The sequence below is a fragment of the Thermus tenuipuniceus genome (assembly GCF_002964845.1).
In the GTDB taxonomy this organism is placed as follows: domain Bacteria; phylum Deinococcota; class Deinococci; order Deinococcales; family Thermaceae; genus Thermus; species Thermus tenuipuniceus.
Window position 1 is genome coordinate 1 of the sequence record NZ_PRDA01000071.1, and the last position, 18,354, is coordinate 18,354.

Below are 18,354 nucleotides of genomic sequence, written 5' to 3' on the forward strand. Positions count from 1 at the left end.
CTGGTGAAGCGGCTGGCGAGGGCCGCGTAAGGTGAGGTGGGAGACTTTTACGACAGCCTCTTAGTTCCCAGATCTGTCCCTCTCTGTTGGCCTTCCCTCTCTCTTCTGCATAGTCTGGCCCTGTGAAGCTCTCCGAAGGTGCCCTACCGCACCGCATGGAAGTGGTTCCGCAAGGGCGTGCTCCCCGCCAAGGCGGTTTAGCTCCCCACAGGCACCATCCTGGGCCTGGCGGACGCCGCGGCGGTCTACGCCCGGGTCTCGGTGCCCGAGGCCAGGGACGACCTAAAGCGCCAGGCGGCCTGGCTCCAGGACTTCGCGGCCGTGGTCTACTCCTTTGCCGCCCGGCTCTACGGCCTAAAGGGGAAGCGGAAGGCCAAGCGCCTGGTGAAGGGGTTTTGGGATGGAGCGCGGGAGGCGGACGGATTGAGATCTACGGGAGTGCCGTCCTGGAGCAGGTGTGGGGGAAGAACCCTTAAGGACTTTCCCGACCTGCTCCTAACCCTGGGGGATAGGAGGGAATAAAAGGGGGAACTCCCAAGGTGAGGCCCGGAATGCAGACATGGCGTGGCTTTTCAGGCGCAGGGTTCTTTTCACAAGATTTTCAAGGGAAGGGGATACCGTTGTCTTGGTCCGTGAACTGGACCGTGCTGCATTTTAGGAAACGTACGAGGAGGAGGTACGTATGTTAAAGGATTTTAGGGATTTCATCATGCGGGGTAACGTGGTGGACCTGGCGGTAGCCGTGGTTATCGGGGGGGCCTTCGGCCAGGTGGTGAACTCCTTGGTGGCGGATGTCCTTACCCCTTTGATCGGGGCGTTGGGCGGTGCTCCGGATTTCTCCGCCATCAAGCTGGGGCCCATGGCTCTTGGGAAGTTCATCAATGCGGTTGTGAACTTCCTGGTGGTGGGTGCGGCCATCTACTTCCTAGTGGTGGTGCCCATGCAAGGGGTGCAGCGGCGCCTGAAGAAGGAGGCCGAGGCTTCCCCACCCTCCCCTCCCGAGCCGCCAGAGGAGGTCAAGCTTCTTCGGGAGATTCTTTCGGAGTTACGGCGGAAGGCCTAAGCCGGTTCCAAAGAAAGAGGCCCAGGTACCCCAGGCCGAGCTCCGGCCTGGGGTTTACCGTTACCGAAAGGGCGAAGGCATGGAATAAAAGGCTTTCCAGAACATGGCGCGGGGTGCGCAGGAAAAGCGTTTTGAGGGCAGGCCCCTGCTGCAGGATCAGAGCCACCAGATAGGGAAGGTAGAACCAAGGGCCGGTGGCCAGGCCCAGGGCGGAAACCCCCAGGCTGGCGAAGGCCAGGCCCCGAAGGAAGGGCAGGGGTTGGAACCCCAGGGGGTGGAGCTGTTGCCACAGGGGTTCCTCCCCTCCCGGCCAGGGGGTTTTTAGGAGGAGAAGCCTTTTCCCCTCGTGCCCGCCCAGGTAGAGGTGGGGCTCAGGGGCTACCCCCAGGGGGAGGAGGTGGGTGGGGTTTTCCTGAAGGGTTTGGTAGAGGAGGGGGTCCAGGGGAAGCCCGTCCACCAGGTACCAGGCGTGGGGCTGGCCGGAGAGGAGAAAGCCAAAGGCCCGTTCCACCTTGTGTCCCTTGTGGGCCAGGATGCCGGGCCAGGCTTCCGGGGGTTCAAAGAGGAGGGTTTTCCCCCAGGGGGGGAGGTGCTTCAGGGGTTCGGTCTTCAAGGGAAAGCGCACCTCGAGGACCTCCCCCTCGGAGAGGGAAAAGCGGGCCAGGATGTTCCCCTGGGCCTCGTACACCTCCTCGGGCCGCCGGGAGAGGAAGAGGTCCCCCACTTTCTGCCCGGGAAGGCTTTGGGGCAGGGGAAGCAGGAGGGTTTCCTGCCCTGGGCTTCGGTAGCGGAGGCGAAACTGGGGCTCTGGCATAAAGGGGCCGCCGGCGGGACATGATACCACGTGGGGCTGTTGACAGGACCGGGGGGGAGGTCTAAGGTTGGAAGTATGTGGCTATATGCATATAGCCAAATAAGGAACTATGCCTAGCACCCTCCACCGCTACAAGGCGGAGTTCTTTAAGGCCCTGGGCCATCCCTTGCGCCTGGCCATCCTGGATGCTCTGCGGGGGGGAGAGCGCTCGGTTTCCGCCCTGCAACGGGAGCTCGGGGTGGAACAGTCGGTGCTTTCCAGGCAGCTTTCCCTCCTGCGGGAGCGGGGCCTGGTGGAGGCCAGGAGGGAAGGGCAGATGGTCTACTACCGCACCCGGGACCCGGAGGTCTACGCCTTCTTGGATCTGGGGCGACGGATCTTTGAGCGGCACCTCGAGGCGGAAAGGGAGCGCCTGGAAGCCCTGAGGGAGGAGGAATGAGCCCCCTGTGGACCTTTTTGCCCTTGGTCCTGGCGCTTTTATCCGCCGGGACCCCCTGGCGTTTCCGGGGGCTTTCCTTATTCCTGGGCATGGCGGGCCTGGCTTGGGGGGTGCTGGGGGGTATGGGCTGGGCTTCGGGTTTGGGTGCTCCCTACCTTTACCTCCTTCTCCTCGGAGCCTTGACCCTGGGCCTTGCTCCCTACCTTCCTGCCTACCTGGCCCACCACCCCCGTGAGGCGCACCTTTATGGCCTTCTGCTCCCCCTTTTTCTGGCCAGCATGGCGGGGGGGGCCTTGGCTTCCCCAGGGCTTGGCTTCCTCTTTTTGTGGGAGGGTATGGCCCTTTTGGGCTATTTTCTCATCACCCTCGAGGAGCCAAACGCCCTGGCAGGGGCCCGGGCCTTTTTCCTGGCGAGCCGCCTTTCGGGGGCCGGGCTTTACCTGGCCTTCTTGGGATACGGGCATGTGGGGGCTGACTGGGTCTGGGCCGGGCTTCTTTTGGGCTTCGGGGTGAAGGCAGCTCTCTTCCCCTTCCACGCCTGGTTGCCCTAGGCCCACCCGGTGGCCATAAGCCCGGTTTCGGCCCTGCTTTCCGGGGCCATGACCAAGCTGGGCCTTCTTGGCTTGTACCAGTCCCAGTACTGGTTCGGTCCACCCCCGCCCTGGGTGGGGTGGGTTTTGCTCCTCCTGGGCCTTCTGGGTGCGGTGTACGCCCTGGTGCGGGGCCTTGGGGAAGAGGACCTAAAGGGCGCTTTGGCCTATTCCAGCGTGGAGAACCTGGGCCTCATGCTTGCTGCCTTGGGGACCTATTTCCTGAAGCCCATGCCCTTGCTCCTGGGGGCCTTTTTTCTCCATCAGGTAGCCCATGCCCTGTTCAAGGGGCTCCTTTTCCTGGGAGCAGGAGCCCTAGGGGAGCGGCGGATTTCCCACTTGGGTGGGCTTTTCCGCAAGGCTCCCGGACTTGGAGCCCTCGCCTTGTGGGGAATGGGAGTGGGGGCAGGCCTCCCTCCTGGCCCGGTGTTTCTTGCGGAGTGGCAGCTTTACCAAGGCTTTTTGCAGGGGCCTTTCCTGGTGCCCCTGGCCGCCGGGGCCTTGGCCCTGGTGGGGGCCTTGGCCCTCTACTTCTACGTGCGCCTATTCGGGCTGGCCTTCTTGGGCCTGCCTCGAGGCGAGGCTGCCCTGCACTGGACCCAGGGGATGCGCTTCGGTCTTGGGGTGCTGGCGGGGCTCCTCCTCCTTTTGGCCTTGGTGCCCGGGCTGGTCCTGGACCCCCTTGGGGTTCGCACCTACCCCAACTGGCTTCTCTTGATCCTTCTTGGGGTTCTGGTTGGGGTGTTTTACCGGGGCCTTCTCCGGATGCCCATGCGGGCCTACAGTACCTGGGACTGCGGTTTCCAGCCCCTCAGCCCCAGGATGCAACCCAACGGCCTGGGCTTCGCCGAACCGGCCCTTCGCCTTTTCCCCTTCCTTCGCCTCCAGGTGGGGGAGCATCCCCGTCTCTTCTCCTGCAACTCCTCACCTTGGTGGTGGTTCTGGGGGTGGTCTTGCTATGACGGCGCTCTTGGCCCTGGTGTTGGCTCCGCTTTTTTCGGGAAGCGTCAAGTGGCTGAAGGCTAGGCTTACCCACCGGCAGGGGCTTAGCCCGCTGGTGGAATACCGAAATCTGATCAAGCTCTGGCGAAAGGTCTGGATAGCGCCCCATCCCACCACCCCCCTTTTCCTCCTTGGGCCCATCCTGGCCCTTTTGGGAACCCTGGGGGCCTTGGCCCTCTTGCCCATCCTTCCTGGCCCAACCTTCAAAGGGGACTTCCTCCTCGCCCTTTACCTCCTGGGCCTCGGGCGCTTTTTTCAAATGCTGGCGGCCCTGGATGCGGGCAGCAGTTTTGGGGTCCAGGGAGGCTACCGGGAGGGTATGGTCACGGTGTTGGCGGAGCCCGGGACCCTTATGGCCTTGGCCGGGGCAGTCCTCTTGGGGGAAGGGTTTTCCCTGAGCGGCCTACCCCAGCTTGGGGTGGAGAACAGCTTGGTGCTGCTCCTGGCCCTGGCCTCCCTCGCCCTTGGCCTTTCGGCCGAGGGAGCCAGGATGCCGGTGGATGATCCCACCACCCACCTGGAGCTCACCATGATCCATGAGGCGCAGATTCTGGACCATAGCGGTCCTCTTCTGGCCCTGTACGAGCTTGCCGGGTCGCTCAAGATGCTCTTCTATGCGGGGTTGATGGCCTTGTTGTTGCCGGGGTTCAAGCCCCTGGTCTTCCTGGGGGTGGGGGTGGCCTGGGTTTTGGCGCTGGCCTACCTGGAGACCTACGGGGTAAAGCTCCGCTACCTGAGGCTTCCGGACTTTCTTTCGTACAACACCCTTTTCGGGGTGCTGGCGCTTTTGGGGGCGATATGGCGCTTTTAAACACCTTAGTCCTGGCCATTCTGGCCACAGGTTTCCTGATGGTGAGCCGCCGCAGCCTGGACGCCATCATCCGGCTCTACGCCCTGCAGAATATCCTTTTGGCCCTGGTTTCCTTCGGGCTCGCGGGAGGGGAGTTCCACTTCGTGCTGGCCGGCCTGGCCCTCTTTGCGGTTAAGGGGGTGCTCATACCCTGGTACCTGTTCTGGCTGATCGACCGCCTCGAGGTGAGCCACGAGGTGGAGGGGTATCTGTCCGTTTCCCTCTCCCTCCTTCTGGCAGGGCTCCTCACCGCCTTGGCCTTCCGGGTGGGGAAGGCCTTTGTGCTTCCCGAGGCCCCCTTGCCCCAAGGGGTGCCCGTGGCCCTCTCCTTGGTGCTTCTGGGAATCCTTTCCATGGTGAGCCGCAAGAAGGCGATAAGCCAGGTTCTGGGCTTCCTGGCGCTGGAGAATGGGGTTTTCCTCATGGCCCTTTCTGAGAGCCACGGCCTGCCCCTCTTCGTGGAGTTGGGGGTGGCCTTGGATGCCTTTGCCGCCGTGTTCTTGGCGGGGATCCTCATCTTCCGCATCAAGGGGGAAATGGGGCATGTGGATACCGCGAGGATGCGCTCTCTAAGGGGGTAGCGGTGCTGTATCTTCTGGTCCTCTCACCCTTGGTGGTCTTCCTGGCCCGCAAGGAGGCCGGTCTGCTGGTGCAGCTTTCCGTTTTGGTGCCCCTCCTCAGCTTTCTTCTGGCTCCGTTTCTGCTGGGTACGGCGGCGGGTCCTTTCCGGTTGGATGGGGTGGGGCTTTTTTATCTCCTTCTGACCGACCTGATCTATGCCCTGGTGGCGCTTTTTGCCCGGGGCTACTTTGCCCAGGAAGAAGCCTGGCGCTTCTACTGGGCGGGTGCCCTTTTCCTGGCCTCGGCCCTTCTGGTCTACCACAAGGGTGGGGCAAGGGCCCTGGAGGCCACCTGGAAGTACCTCATGCTGGGCAGCGTGGGCATTGCCATGGGGCTCATCGGGGTCATCCTGGTCTACGCCCTGGTGGGTGGGGCCACTCTGGACTGGGGAGAGGTTCGATCCCTGGTGGGGGAGGCCGATCCCGAGGGGCTTAAGGTGGCCTTCGCCCTCCTCCTGGTGGGCTTCGGTACCAAGGTGGGGCTTTTTCCCCTCCAGGCCTGGCTTCCCGATGCCCACGCCGAGGCCCCGGGGCTGGCTTCGGCCTTGCTTTCGGGAACCCTCCTCAACGTGGCCTTTTACGCCCTTCTCCGCTACGCCGCCATCGTGCAGGCAGCGGGGCTTTTCGCCTTTGCCTCCAGCCTGCTCCTTACCTTTGGCCTGCTTACCCTTTTGTTTGCGGCCCTCTTCCTCTTTGGACAGAAGGAATACAAGAGGCTTCTCGCCTACTCCAGCATGGAGCACATGGGCCTGGCGGTCTTCGCCCTGGGTCTGGGATTGCCCTGGCTGGCCCTTTTCCATACCCTGGCCCACTCCCTGGCCAAGACCTTGGCCTTTTTGGGGGCCAGCGGTATCCTGTCCCTCACGCACGCCAAGGAGGTGGGGCGGGTGGGCGGGCTGGTCTTCCACCTGCCCGCCTTGGGGATCCCCTACGTCCTGGCCTTGGCGGCCCTGGGGGGCCTGCCTCCCTTCCCCTCTTCTTCGCCGAGTTTAAGGCGGTGGAGGCGGCCATGCGCTGGCTTGGGCTGGCGGGGCTCTACCTTTTGGGCCTGGGTATGGCGTTTGCCGGCCTCCTTCCTCCCATGGCCCAGATGGGCTTCGGTAGGGGGAAACCCCTTAGGGGGCAGGGATTGGATTTCTGGATCCTGTGGTTGCTCCTGGGCATCCTGGCGATCCTCGGCGTGTTCCCGGGGGTGGAGGTGTTTAAGGGGTTGGAGGTGGTGCTGTGGAGAAAGTGATGGAGGCCCTGCGCGAGGGGAGGCCTGTGGCGCTTTTCCCTTATGGAGACCGGGTGCTTCTGTGGGTAGAGCGTCCGGAGGGCCAGAAGGGTGCTTTAGGCCTCACCGAAGCCTTCCTCTTGGGTGAGAGGAGGCGCTTTCCCAGCCTGGCTGCCGAGTTTCCCGCTCTGGATTGGTTTGAACGGGCCCTTTGGGAGAGGGGTTTTGAGCCGGTAGGGCACCCCGGGTTGAAACCCCTTAGGCGCCACGACCTTCCCTACACCTTCCGGGAGTTCCCCCTCCTCCACGAGGTGCCTGTGGGACCCGTACATGCAGGGATCATCGAGCCCGGGCACTTCCGGTTTAGCGTTTTGGGCGAGCGGATCGTGCACCTGGAGATCCGCCTGGGTTACCAGCACCGGGGCTTGCTTTCCTTGATGCCAGGTAAAGGAGCTGAGGCTGCGCTTCTTCTGGTGGAGCGGGCGGGAAGTGAGCCCGTGGCCCACGCCATGGCCTTTGCCGAGGCTTGGGAAAGGGCCTTGGGCTGGGAGGCCCCTCCCAGAGCGCAGTACCTTCGCCGGGCAGCCCTGGAGTTGGAGCGGGCCTTTGGCCATCTGGGACATCTGGCCGGGCTCTTCACCGATATCGGCTACGCCTACGGGGCCACCCAGGTGGGGCGGATACGGGCTCTTCTGCAGGGGGAACTGGACCGGTTAACCGGCCACCGCTACGGGAGAAACTTCCTAAGGGTTGGCGGGGTGTGGCGGGAGGGCCAGCCGGACCTCGAGGCCATCGCCGCCTACCGGGAGGAGTTGGCCCGCCTGCTGCCCAGGCTGCTCAAAAATCCCCAGGTGCTGGACCGCATGCGCTACGTGGGGGTGGTGCGCAAAGCGGAGGCCTTGGCCCTGGGTTTCGTGGGCCCCACGGCCCGGGCCAGCGGGGTGGGGAGGGACCTCAGGCAGGACGACCCCCTTTACCCCGACTTTACCGCCGTGGTGCGCCAGGGAGGGGATGTGCTGTCCCGGGCCCAGGTGTACGCCGAGGAGAGCCTTAAGGCCCTGGATTACGCCCTTTTCTTCCTTCGCCATCTTCCCGCCGGGCCTCTGGCCCTGGATCCCCCTCCGGGGGAGGGTGAGGCCTTGGCCCGGGTGGAGGCGGGACGGGGTGAGGTGGTGTGGTTCGTCCGGGTGGAGGCTGGGAAGGAGGTCATGGCCGAGGGGGTGGACCCCAGCTTCAAGAACTGGCGGGCTTTGGAGTTGGCGGTGCGGGGGGAAGGCTTGCCGGACTTTCCCCTTTGCAACAAGTCCTTTGACCTCTCCTATGCGGGAAGCGACCTCTAGGGGGTGCCATGAGCTTGATGCATACGCTTAAGGTGGGAAGGTTGGCCCGCAAGCTGGAGGAGATCCTGAAGGTTCCCCAGCACGCTTTTGGCTACCCTTTGCTGAAGCCGGCGGGTTTGACCTCGAGGGTTCGCGAGGGGCTTATCCATCTTTGCCCGGTCGGGGCTTTTACCGAGAGGGAAGGGATTTTCAGCCTGGACCTCGCCCGGTGCGTGGGATGCGGGCGGTGTGCCCTGGCATACCCGGAGGCCGTGGGGGAGATGAGGTCCTTGGAGGTGGCCGTGACCCGCAAGGAGGACCTGGTCCAGCGGGTGGACCTGGAAAGGGGAGGGTTTCTGGACCCAGGCCCTCCCTCTTCCCCTCGGACAGAGCTTCGCTTACCTACCCTGGCTTTCCGGGAGGTGAGCGTCGGGGACACGGGTCTTGCCGATTCAAAGGTCGCCCTTCTTGGCAACCCTTTTAACGACATGGGCCGCTTTGGGTTCCAGGTGGTGGCTTCGCCCCGGCACGCGGACGCCCTTTTGGTCACGGGCCCCGTGAGCCGCAACGTGGCCGAGGCCCTAAGGCGCACCTACGAGGCCATGCCGGAGCCCAAGGGGGTGGTGGCGGTGGGGAACGAGGCCATTTCGGGTGGGGTGTTTGCAGGAAGTCCCCAGGTTCTGTCCGGCGTGGACCAGGTGGTGCCTGTGGACGTGTACGTGCCTGGGGATCCGCCGAGGCCCGGAGCCATCCTCCACGGCTTGATGCTTTTGGTGGGCCGCGTGACCCAGCGGCTGGTAGGGGGGGTTTTGCGCTAAGCTCTTGCCATGGACTGGCTCCTCACTCCGGGTCCTGTACGGCTTCATCCCAAGGCGCTAGAGGCACTTTCCCGCCCTCAGCTTCACCACCGGACTGAGCCTGCTAGGGCGCTTTTCCTCGAGGCCCGAAGCCTTCTTCGGGAAGCCTTCCGCACCCAGGGCGAGGTGCTCATCCTCACGGGAAGCGGCACCCTGGCCATGGAGGCCCTGGTGTGGAACCTCTTCGCCCCCGGGGAAAGGGTTTTGGTACCGGTCTACGGCAAGTTCTCCGAGCGCTTCGCCGAGATCGCGGAAAGCGCAGGGCTAAGGGTGGAGCGCTTGGAACTCCCTTACGGGGAGGTGCCAGACCCGGAACGGGTGGCGAGGCCGGGCTACCGGGGGCTTCTTCTGGTCCACTCGGAGACCTCCACCGGGGCCCTGGTGGACCTTCCCGCCTTGGCGAAGGCCTTCAAGGAGGCCAACCCCGAGGGCCTGGTGGGGGCCGACATGGTGACCAGCTTGCTGGTACGGGAGGTGGCCCTCGAGGCCTTTGGGGTGGACGCCGCCGCCTCCGGAAGCCAGAAGGGCCTGATGTGCCCCCCGGGCTTGGGTTTCGTAGCCCTAAGCCCTAGGGCCTTGGAGGCCCTTCGCCCCCGGGGCTATTACCACGACCTCTCCCGGGAGCTTAGGGCCCAGCGGGAAGGGGAGAGCGCCTGGACCCCGGCCATCAACCTGATGGGGGCAGTGGCGGCGGTCCTCGAGGAGGTGGTGCCCAGGCTTCCCGAGCACCTGGCCCTCAAGGCCTGGCAAAACGAGCTCCTTTACCAGGTGGGGGAGGAGCTTGGGCTCAAGCCCGTGCCCGGGGTGAAAAGCCCGGCAGTGGCGGCCTTTTACCTGCCGGAAGGGGTGCCTTACCGGGCGGTGAAGGAGGCCTTTGCCAAAAGGCGGGCGGTGATCGCTGGGGGGCAGGGGCCCCTCAAGGGGAAGATCTTCCGCCTTTCCCTCATGGGCCATTTCGACCGCTACGAAGCCCTGGGGGTGGCGGCCCTTTTCAAAGAGGCCCTTGCCGATATTCTTCCACCTTCTTGAGCATCTCCTCCCGGGTGTAGACCGCCCTGGCCCCGCCCACCAGCTTGGGGCGGGTTTTGGCGGCGATGAGTACTGCCTCGCCAATCCTGCGCAGGGAAAGCCTAAGCGGCACCGCCACGGGGCGTAGGTGCATGCCGATCAAGACGCCGCCGATATCCATCCCCCCGTGGGCCTGGGCCTTAAGGGATTCCACCATCACGGGGTTCTGGAAGCGGAGGAAAGCCGCCGTGGCCAGGCTTCCCCCGGCCTTGGGGTGGGGGAAGACCGTGACCTCCTCCAGGCCGTAGGCCCGGGCTGCCTCCTTTTCCACCACCAGGGCCCGGTTCAGGTGCTCGCATCCCTGGACGGCCACCCATACCCCCCGTTCCAGAAGAGGGGGAAGGAGCCCCTCCAGGATGGCCTCGGCCACCTCGAGGCTGGGCTTTGTCCCCACCTTTTCCCCCAAGACCTCGCTGGTGGACCCCCCGAGGACGAAGAGGCTTCCCCTGGGCATGGGGAAGAGGTCCAGAAACTCCAAAATCGCGTTTTCCGCCGCCTTGCGGATACCTTTCATGGCCTGCCCCCTTTTACAAGCTTAGAGCCAGATATCCAGCACGATGAAAAGAAACATCCCCAGGCTCACCCCCACGTTGGCTTGGAAGAAGGCCAGGTCCACCCGGCTTAGATCCTCGGGGCTCACCAGGCGGTGCTCGTAGAAGAGGAGCCCTCCCACCAAGAGGAGACCTAAAAAGTAGAGGCTTCCTGCCCCGTAGCTAAGGCCAGCCAGGAGGAAGCAAAGCCAAGCGAGAAGGTGGGTGGCCCGGGCTATCCCAAGGGCCAAGGGGATCCCGAAGCGGGCCGGGATGCTCTTTACCCCGTAAGCGCGGTCAAAGTGGTAGTCCTGGGTGGCATAGAGGATGTCAAACCCGGCGATCCAAAACCCTACCCCCGCCCAGAGCCAGTAGGCGGTGGGGTGGAAGCTTCCCGTGACGGCGATCCAGCCACCTGCGGCGGCAGCCCCGATGGTGAGGCCCAGCACGTAGTGGCAAAGCCAGGTGAAGCGCTTGGTGTAGCTGTAGATGGTCAGGAAGAAGACCGTCACGGGAAGCAGCCTGGCGGTGAGGGGGTTCAGGGCCAGGCCCGCGTAGACCAGAAGGGCCAGGCCCAAAAGCGCCAGGAAGAGGGTTTCCCAGGGTTTGACCAGCCCTTTGGGCAGATGCCGGTTCTGGGTCCTGGGGTTTAAGGCATCGATCCGCCAGTCTATGAGGCGGTTTAAGGCCATGGCCATGGTCCGGGCCCCCACCATGGCCAGGGTAACCAGGAGGAAGGTGCGGAATCCGGGCCAACCCCTTGCTGCCAGGAGCATTCCCCCGTAGGCAAAAGGAAGGGCGAAGAGGGTATGCTCGAAGCGGATGAGGTCCAGGTAGAGCCGTAGCCTGGTCATCCCCGGCGTACCTCAAGGATCCGGTTTTCCTCGTCCACCAGCACCACGGTGGGCTTAAGGTTCCGGGCCTCCTCCTCCTCAAAAACCCCATAGGCCACCAGGATTACCAAATCCCCCGGGCGCACCAGGTGGGCGGCGGCCCCGTTGATCTGCACCACTCCTGATCCTCTTGCCCCGGGTAGGGCGTAGGTGGTGAGGCGGGCCCCGTTGGTGATGTCGTAGATGTCCACCTGTTCGTAGGGCAGGATCCCAGCGGCATCCAAGAGATCCTGGTCCACGGTGACCGAGCCCACATAGTTTAGGTCCGCCTGGGTAACCCTGGCCCGGTGGATCTTGGCGTGGAACATGACCCTTTTCACAAAGGTAAAGTTTACCCTTCCCCTCCCTCCTGAGGAAGCGTCCCCTCCACGAAGAGGGTCTTGGCGTGGGTGTAGAGCACCTGGCCGGGTGCCGCCTTCCTAGGCCGCCACACGTGCTTTTTGCGGGTGTAGTCCACAGGGACCTGGGCTTCCCCCCTGGCCTTGGAATAGTGGGCGGCGAGCCTGGCGGCAAACAGGAGGTCCTCCAGGGGGGGATTTTTCCCCTCCGCCTTAAGGATCACGTGGCTTCCCGGCACCCCTTGGGCGTGGAACCATAGGTCCTCGGAGTGGGCCATGCGGGTGAGAAGGTCGTTTTCCTTGGCGTTTCTGCCCACCAGGACGGGATAGCCCGAGGGGGAGGTGTACCTTAAGCCAAGCCTTGGTCCCTTCCCCTCCTTGGGTTTTCGGGAAAGGTCCATGAGGTCCTGGAGGTCTGCCTGCTTTACCCGCTCCATTTCCCTTTCCAGGGCCTTTAGCCTTTCCTCCGTTTGCGGGATGAGCTCTAGGGCCCTTTCCGCCAGCTCCTCCAGGCGGCGGGCCCGGTCGTAGAGCTTCCTGGCGTTTTCCTGGGGGGATAGGGTGGGGTCCAAAGGGATCTCCACCGGCTTGCCGTCAAACCCCTCCAGGACCGCCTTTCCCGCACCCCGGGGTACCTCCTTAAGCCGGGCTAAGAGGAGATCGGCTTTCTGCCGCAAGCCCTCCGCTTCCTCCAGGCGCTTCAGGGCCCGGTGGTAGTCGGTAAGCCGGGCAAGAAGGGTCTTCTGCTCCTGCTTTAGAGCCTCGAGGAGCGGCTTCCTCAAAGCCTCTTTCTCCTCCTCGGCCCACTTTTCCCGCAGTTCCTGCGAGAGGGCGGTGCCCAAGGAGGGATTCTCCACAAGATCCTTTAGCGCCTGGAAAACCCTGGCCAGGCCGGCCTCGTCCAAGGGGGTTTCCGGGGTGAGGGTAGCCCTTTTGGCCAGCTCCCGCATGAGTTCCAGCCCTATCCCATCCACGTGGCGCACCACTTCCTTCAGGGGTTTTCCCAGAAGGACCCGGAGTTCCTCCAAGGCCAGGGTCCTGGGATCCAGCTTCTCGTAAGGGGGTGGGGGCACGTAAGGTAGGCCAGGCTTTACCTGGCGGTAGCGGTTCACCTCGCGGGTGATGGGGCGGTCCACCCCGAGGATCACGCCCTCCTCATTCAAAAGGATGAGGTTGGCATTCCGCCCCGTGGCCTCGAGGACCAAGGTGGCGGGTGGGGTATCCACGAACCCCCTCTCCCCGGCAAAGCGGAAGAGGACTACCCGGTCCAGCTTGATCTGCTCCGCCTCCAGCAAGGGGCCCTTTACCCGGGCCTGGAGCTGCCGCTGGAAAGGGGTCTTGGGCTCCCCCAAGAGGGTTCCCTCCTCCACGGCCAGGCTGGGGGATGGGGGGCAGTAGCGGGCCACCAGGTTGAAGATGCGGCCCCTTGCCCCCTTGAGGAGGATGGCCAGGCTACCCTCATCGGGGAAGGCCAGGCCCAGGTTCAGGGCGGGAAGCTCCTTTCGTAGCTCCTGCAGGAAGGCGTGGATCAGTAACCCTTCCATTTTCTAAAGACCACCAGAAAGGCCGTATGCCCCACCTGCTGGAACCGAGGATGGGCCACGGGAAGCCTTACCTCCCACTCCCGCCAGGCCACCTCCAAGACCCGCTCCAGCCGGAGGGGCAGGCCCTCTGCCCTTTGTACCAGCTCCAGCACCTGGGTGATGTTGGGAAGGTAGGCCACCAGGAACCGGTCGGCCATAAGAGCCCCAGTAGCCTTGGCCAGGACCTTCCAGGGTTCCATGAGGTCCAGGGCCACCCCGTGGAAGCTTTCCGGCTCCAACTCCGCTTCCTCCAGCCCTCCCAGGTGAAACCGAACGTTTTCCACCTGCCAAAAGGCTCTCACATTGGCTTCCGCCTGGGCGAGGTGCTGGGGCCGTTTCTCGTAGCTTTCCACGAGCCCCATAGGCCCCACCGCCCGGGCCAGGAAGAGGGTGAGGCCCCCGGAGCCTGTTCCCGCCTCGAGGACCCGCATCCCCGGGGCCAGGTCCAAGAGGGTCACCATGGCGCTGGCATCCTTGGGGTAGGTGGGGGTGGCGCTTCGCCGCATGTGGAGGAGGTACTCCTCCAGGGTGGGGTGGTGGACGGAAAGTTCTTCCCCTAGGTGGGTCCATACCCTTCCCCCTGGGCCAGCCTTGCGGATTTCCTCGTGAGGCACGGTGCCCCGGTGGTGGTGGAAGACACCACCCTCCTTAAGGCGGATCAGGAAGGCGCGGCCTTTGCCGTCCTTGAGGAGAAAAAGCTCGCCTTCCACCCCGCCTACTTTAGCGGGCGAGGACCAAATAGTCCAGCACCCGCTCCAGGTCCAAGGGGTTCGGCACCTGGAAGGGCCCGGCAAAGGCAGTAGGCGTGCCCCGCAGGCCTAGGCGCAGGGCCAGCTCCCGTTCCCCTTCCACCGCTTCCCTTACCCCCGCGTCCTCCAGGCAACGGGCGAAGGCCTCCTGGTCCAGGCCCAGGGCCCGGGCCAGGCCCAAGTAGTTCCCGAGGCGACCCTGCATGAGGCGGTCGTGGTAAGGCCAGAAAGCCCCCTGGCGGTGAGCGCACTCGGAAGCGATGGCCGCGGGCAGCGCCTCAGGATGGATTTCTTTGAGGGGGAAGTGGCGGTAGCTCACCCGCACCTCCCCCTGTTCCGCCAGGACCTTGAGCCGAGGGAGGACCGTTTGCGCTAGGCGCTGGCAGTAGGGGCACTGGAAGTCGGAGAAAACCCGCAGAAAGGGTCCTTCCCTTCCCAGGACCAGCCGGTCCTGGCCAAAGGCGCTTTCCGGTACCTGCCTGGGGGCGATGCGGGCCCGCATGGGCTCGGTAAGGGCTAGCTCCAGGGTGTAGGCCTCCCCCAGGTTCAGCTTGAGGCGCTGGCCCTCGAGGGCCTTGGCGTTCTTGGCGTACCAGTCCAGGAGGGCGGGACCGAAAGGTTCCCCCGTGGCCTTCTCCACCAGCCGGGCCAGGAAGGCGGCGTTCTTGGGGCCTTGGTAGGCTACGGCCAGGAGGCGGCCGTTTCGGGTTTCCACCTCCAGCCTTCCCCCCGGAGGTAGAGGGCCCACCGCCTGCGAAAAGGCCTCCACCGGTTTGGCCACCTGGGCTAAGGCGAGGCCCAGGAAGAGGAGGAGGGCCAGGGCCCTCATACCTTGAAAAACCCCTCCACCGGCAGGACGAAGACCACAGCCCCGCCCACCTGCACCTCCACCGGCTGGGCCAGGAAGGGGTCGGGGGCCTCGGAAAGGGGAAATCCCCGGGTGACCAGGCGGGTGCGGGTACGGCATTTTTCCCGGATCAGCTCCAGCACTTCTTGGACCCTTTCGTCCTCCACTCCGATCAGCAAGGTGGTGTTCCCCTCCCGCAGGAAGCCGCCGGTGGAGGCCAGCTTGGTGGACTGCAAACCCCGCTCCAAGAGGGCTTTGGTGAGCCCGGGGGCGTCGGTATCCTGCACGATGGCCACGATGAGCTTCATTGGCCTTCATTGTACACTGCTGAGCCTCCTTGCCCTCAGGCTTTCTGCAAGATGCCGTGCCATTCCTGCAGGCTTCTGGCCTCGGGGCCTTTTTCCCTGGCCGTGAGAATGGCCTTTAGGCTCCACCAGGCGCCCTCTAAGGTGGTGATGAAGGGAAGGCCCTTTTCCACCGCCCGCCGCAACTCGGGGTGGGGGACGGGGCTGATGAGGAGGTCATATTCCCCTTCGGAGAGGGTAAAGCCCGCCTCGAGGTAGGCCTGCCGGAGTTCTTCCAGCCGACGGGCCTCCTTGGGGGGAAGCCCTTCTCGGATGAAGCGCACCCGCCCCTCGAGGGGAAGCCTTTGGCCTGCGCCCAGCTCTGCCTTGTAGTAGGCCAGGTAAGGATCCTCGTCCAGGCCCATGCTTTCCCCGGTGGAGCGCATCTCGGGACCCAAAACCGGGATGACCCCGGGGAACTTGAGCCAGGGGATGACCACCTCTTTCACCGCGTAGTAGGGGGGTATGGGGTCCAGGTCCCGGATCCCCAGGTCCCTCAGGGTTTTTCCCACGGCGATGAGGGCGGCCATCTTGGCCAAGGGTATCCCGATGGCCTTGGAAACGAAGGGGACGGTGCGGGAGGCGCGGGGGTTGGCCTCGAGGATGTACACCTCCTCCCCCAAAACGGCATACTGCACGTTCAAAAGGCCCTTCACCCCCAGGGCCAAGGCCAGCCTCCGGGTGTAGGCTCTGACCTTTTCCAAAGCGCCTGGGGAAAGGTGCACCGGGGGGAGCACCGTGGCGGAGTCGCCCGAGTGCACCCCAGCCCGCTCCACGTGCTCCATCACCCCGGCGATCATCACCTCCTCCCCGTCGGAAAGGGCGTCCACGTCCAGCTCCAAGGCCCCTTCCAGGTACCGGTCTAAGAGGATGGAGGGCTTGTCCTGAAGGGGCTCGTAGACCTCTTCCAGGTAGCGCTTTAGCTCCTCACGGCTCTGGAGCACCCGCATGGCCCGCCCCCCCAGGACGTAGCTGGGCCGGGCCAGGAGGGGGTAGCCCACTTCCTCGGCAAGCTCCAGGGCTTCCCCGGGGGTGGCTGCCACCCGGCCCTCAGGCTGAGGGATGCCCAGCTCCCGGCAGAGTCGGTTGAACTCGTGGCGGTCCTCCGCCTTGTGGATGGCGGCGAAGGGAGTGCCGAGGAGCTTTACCCCGGCTTCCTCGAGGCCCTTGGCCAGCTTCAAGGGGGTTTGACCGCCCAGGGTGGCGATGACCCCGATGGGCTTCTCATGCTCCACCAGGTTCAGGACATCCTCGAGGGTCAGGGGTTCAAAGTAAAGACGGTCGGCGGTGTCGTAATCGGTGGACACCGTTTCGGGGTTGGAGTTCACCATGATGGTCTCGTACCCCGCCTCCCTTAGGGCCCAGACCGCATGCACCGTGGCGTAGTCGAACTCCACCCCTTGGCCGATCCTTATGGGCCCTGAGCCCAGGATCACCACCTTGGGTTTGCTGGAGGGCCAGACCTCGTCCTCCACCTCGTAGGTGGAGTAGTGGTAGGGGGTATAGGCCTCGAACTCCGCGGCGCAGGTGTCCACGGTCTTGTACACGGGCACCACCCCGAGGGCCTTCCGCTCCTGGCGGACCTCCTTTTCCCCCTTGCCCAGGAGTTCCCCCATCCGGGCATCGGTGAGCCCCAGGCCCTTGTAGAAGCGCCAGTCCTCCCGGTCCTTAGGGGGATGGATCTGGAGCCACCCCTCGGCCTGGACAATTTCCTGTATCTGGTACAGGAACCACGGGTCAATGCGGGTGGCCTGGTACAGGTCCTCTATGGGCATCCCCCGCCGCAAGAGTTCTATGACCGCATAGATGCGGTCGGGGTTGGGGTAGAGTTTCTTCTCCAGGTCCTCCGTGCGCACCTGGGCCAGGGCCCTGACGTCCCGTTCCAGGCCCCTCAGGGCCTTCATGAGGGCCTCCTTGAAGGTGCGGCCGATGGCCATCACCTCCCCCACGGACTTCATCTGGGTGCCCAGCTCGTCTTTAAGCTCCCCCAGGGTGTTGGGAAGGTCTTGGAACTTCTCAAAGGCGAAGCGGGGGATTTTCACCACCACGTAGTCGATGGTGGGCTCAAAGGAGGCCGGGGTCTTGCGGGTGATGTCGTTGGGAAGCTCGTCCAGGCGGTAGCCCACCGCCAGAAGGGCCGCGATCTTGGCGATGGGGAAGCCCGTAGCCTTGGAAGCCAGGGCGCTGGAACGGGAGACCCGGGGGTTCATCTCGATGATCACCTGGCGGCCCGTCCTGGGGTCCACGGCGAACTGGATGTTGGAGCCCCCGGTGTCCACCCCGATTTCCCGGATCACCGCCTTGGCGGCGTCCCGCATCCTTTGGTACTCCACATCGGAAAGGGTCTGGGCTGGGGCCACGGTGATGGAGTCCCCGGTGTGGACCCCCATGGGGTCCACGTTTTCGATGCTGGTGATGATCACCACGGTGTCCGCATGGTCCCGCATCACCTCCAACTCGAACTCCTTCCAGCCCAAAACCGATTCCTCCACCAAGGCGGTGTGCACCGGGGAAAGGAGGAGGCCCCGGCCCAGGACCTCCTTTAGCTCTGCCTCGCTATGGGCGATGCCGCCCCCGGTGCCCCCCAGGGTAAAGGAGGGGCGGACCACCACGGGGTAGCCCACCTCCCGGGCGAAGTGGAGCCCTTCCCCCACGCTGGACACCATCTGCCCTCGAGGCACCTCGAGGCCGATCCTGCGCATGGCCTTTTGGAACTCCTCCCGGTCCTCTCCCTTTTTGATGGCCTCAGCCTTGGCCCCGATGAGCTCTACCCCGTAGCGGGCAAGTACCCCTTCCTCGTGAAGGGCCATGGAGAGGTTCAAGGCGGTCTGTCCCCCCAAGGTGGGGAGAAGGGCATCCGGGCGCTCCTTGGCGATCACCCTTTCCAGGTACTCCAGGGTGAGGGGCTCCAGGTAGGTGCGCTCGGCCAGCTCGGGGTCGGTCATGATGGTGGCGGGGTTGGAGTTCACCAGGATGGCCTCGTACCCTGCTCCCCGGAGGGCCTTCACCGCCTGGGTGCCCGAGTAGTCGAACTCCGCAGCCTGGCCGATGGTGATGGGCCCGGAACCGATGATGAGGATTTTCTTGAGGTCTCTTCTCGGCGGCATCGCGTACCCAATGGGCGAGGATAACATACTTGGCCCGGGTTGTCCAAGGAGAATACCGCTTCTTATGCAAGGTGCCCGGGCTTGGCTGCCTCAAAACTTGCACCTCCCGAATACCCTGCATAAAC

At 64.4% G+C, this 18,354-nt stretch carries 20 protein-coding genes; 11 read left to right on the forward strand and 9 right to left on the reverse strand.

The window, feature by feature from the left end; translation table 11 throughout:
* Positions 1-261: 261 nt before the first annotated feature.
* Together C2847_RS11615 and mscL are read left to right on the forward strand one after the other, a co-directional pair.
* Positions 262-522, forward strand: a complete 261-nt coding sequence (locus tag C2847_RS11615; protein ID WP_105318496.1) for a hypothetical protein — start codon at positions 262-264, stop codon at positions 520-522.
* A gap of 160 nt (positions 523-682) precedes the next feature.
* Entirely contained in the window at positions 683-1,063 is a 381-nt protein-coding gene (gene mscL, locus C2847_RS11620) for a large conductance mechanosensitive channel protein MscL (RefSeq protein ID WP_105318497.1), read from the forward strand.
* Here mscL and C2847_RS11625 read toward each other — a convergent pair.
* A complete protein-coding gene (locus tag C2847_RS11625) occupies positions 1,017-1,877 on the reverse strand; it encodes a hypothetical protein (protein ID WP_105318498.1) in 861 nt (286 codons plus the stop codon). The two genes, mscL and C2847_RS11625, sit on opposite strands and share 47 nt — an antisense overlap.
* 109 nt (positions 1,878-1,986) lie before the next feature.
* Between C2847_RS11625 and C2847_RS11630 the strand changes: the two genes are divergently transcribed.
* Genes C2847_RS11630 through C2847_RS11670 form a run of 9 tightly spaced genes read left to right on the forward strand, consistent with a single transcriptional unit; the run spans position 1,987 to position 9,799 of the window.
* Positions 1,987-2,316 carry an ArsR/SmtB family transcription factor gene (locus C2847_RS11630; RefSeq protein ID WP_015717312.1) on the forward strand — a complete coding sequence of 110 codons (330 nt, stop codon included), beginning with the start codon at positions 1,987-1,989 and terminating at the stop codon, positions 2,314-2,316.
* Positions 2,313-2,867, forward strand: coding sequence for a hypothetical protein (locus C2847_RS11635; RefSeq protein WP_105318499.1), 555 nt, complete (start codon positions 2,313-2,315; stop codon positions 2,865-2,867). Before C2847_RS11630 ends, C2847_RS11635 begins: the two co-directional genes overlap by 4 nt.
* Before the next feature lie 9 nt (positions 2,868-2,876).
* Positions 2,877-3,932 (forward strand): proton-conducting transporter transmembrane domain-containing protein, encoded by a 1,056-nt coding sequence (locus C2847_RS11640; protein ID WP_105318500.1) that lies wholly within the window; start codon positions 2,877-2,879, stop codon positions 3,930-3,932.
* A complete protein-coding gene (locus C2847_RS11645; protein WP_105318501.1) occupies positions 3,865-4,719 on the forward strand; it encodes a respiratory chain complex I subunit 1 family protein in 855 nt (284 codons plus the stop codon). The genes C2847_RS11640 and C2847_RS11645 overlap by 68 nt, the downstream gene beginning before the upstream one ends.
* Complete coding sequence (locus C2847_RS11650; RefSeq protein WP_208619958.1) at positions 4,707-5,339, forward strand: hypothetical protein; 633 nt, start codon at positions 4,707-4,709, stop codon at positions 5,337-5,339. The genes C2847_RS11645 and C2847_RS11650 overlap by 13 nt, the downstream gene beginning before the upstream one ends.
* A 2-nt stretch (positions 5,340-5,341) precedes the next feature.
* Positions 5,342-6,742, forward strand: coding sequence for a proton-conducting transporter transmembrane domain-containing protein (locus C2847_RS11655; protein WP_244187472.1), 1,401 nt, complete (start codon positions 5,342-5,344; stop codon positions 6,740-6,742).
* On the forward strand, positions 6,669-7,934 hold the full coding sequence (locus C2847_RS11660) for a hydrogenase large subunit (protein ID WP_244187474.1): 1,266 nt from the start codon (positions 6,669-6,671) through the stop codon (positions 7,932-7,934). Before C2847_RS11655 ends, C2847_RS11660 begins: the two co-directional genes overlap by 74 nt.
* An 8-nt stretch (positions 7,935-7,942) precedes the next feature.
* Positions 7,943-8,731, forward strand: coding sequence for an NADH-quinone oxidoreductase subunit B family protein (locus tag C2847_RS11665; protein ID WP_105318503.1), 789 nt, complete (start codon positions 7,943-7,945; stop codon positions 8,729-8,731).
* A gap of 9 nt (positions 8,732-8,740) precedes the next feature.
* Complete coding sequence (locus C2847_RS11670) at positions 8,741-9,799, forward strand: pyridoxal-phosphate-dependent aminotransferase family protein (protein WP_105318504.1); 1,059 nt, start codon at positions 8,741-8,743, stop codon at positions 9,797-9,799.
* Here C2847_RS11670 and C2847_RS11675 read toward each other — a convergent pair.
* The 8 genes from C2847_RS11675 to carB are packed head-to-tail and all read right to left on the reverse strand — an operon-like array spanning position 9,762 to position 18,229.
* On the reverse strand, positions 9,762-10,352 hold the full coding sequence (locus C2847_RS11675) for a TIGR01440 family protein (RefSeq protein ID WP_105318505.1): 591 nt from the start codon (positions 10,350-10,352) through the stop codon (positions 9,762-9,764). The two genes, C2847_RS11670 and C2847_RS11675, sit on opposite strands and share 38 nt — an antisense overlap.
* A gap of 21 nt (positions 10,353-10,373) precedes the next feature.
* The gene (gene mqnP / locus C2847_RS11680; RefSeq protein WP_105318506.1) at positions 10,374-11,222 is read right to left on the reverse strand and encodes a menaquinone biosynthesis prenyltransferase MqnP; all 849 of its coding nucleotides are present in this window, start codon (positions 11,220-11,222) and stop codon (positions 10,374-10,376) included.
* Complete coding sequence (gene panD / locus C2847_RS11685) at positions 11,219-11,569, reverse strand: aspartate 1-decarboxylase (protein WP_105318507.1); 351 nt, start codon at positions 11,567-11,569, stop codon at positions 11,219-11,221. The genes mqnP and panD overlap by 4 nt, the downstream gene beginning before the upstream one ends.
* 23 nt (positions 11,570-11,592) lie before the next feature.
* Entirely contained in the window at positions 11,593-13,143 is a 1,551-nt protein-coding gene (locus C2847_RS11690) for an Rqc2 family fibronectin-binding protein (RefSeq protein WP_105318508.1), read from the reverse strand.
* Positions 13,128-13,892 (reverse strand): tRNA (adenine-N1)-methyltransferase, encoded by a 765-nt coding sequence (locus C2847_RS11695; protein ID WP_105318509.1) that lies wholly within the window; start codon positions 13,890-13,892, stop codon positions 13,128-13,130. Before C2847_RS11695 ends, C2847_RS11690 begins: the two co-directional genes overlap by 16 nt.
* A 10-nt stretch (positions 13,893-13,902) precedes the next feature.
* Positions 13,903-14,760, reverse strand: a complete 858-nt coding sequence (locus C2847_RS11700; protein WP_105318510.1) for a DsbA family protein — start codon at positions 14,758-14,760, stop codon at positions 13,903-13,905.
* On the reverse strand, positions 14,757-15,086 hold the full coding sequence (locus C2847_RS11705; RefSeq protein WP_015717299.1) for a cyclic-di-AMP receptor: 330 nt from the start codon (positions 15,084-15,086) through the stop codon (positions 14,757-14,759). The genes C2847_RS11700 and C2847_RS11705 overlap by 4 nt, the downstream gene beginning before the upstream one ends.
* Before the next feature lie 35 nt (positions 15,087-15,121).
* On the reverse strand, positions 15,122-18,229 hold the full coding sequence (gene carB / locus C2847_RS11710; RefSeq protein WP_105318511.1) for a carbamoyl-phosphate synthase large subunit: 3,108 nt from the start codon (positions 18,227-18,229) through the stop codon (positions 15,122-15,124).
* Positions 18,230-18,354: the final 125 nt, after the last annotated feature.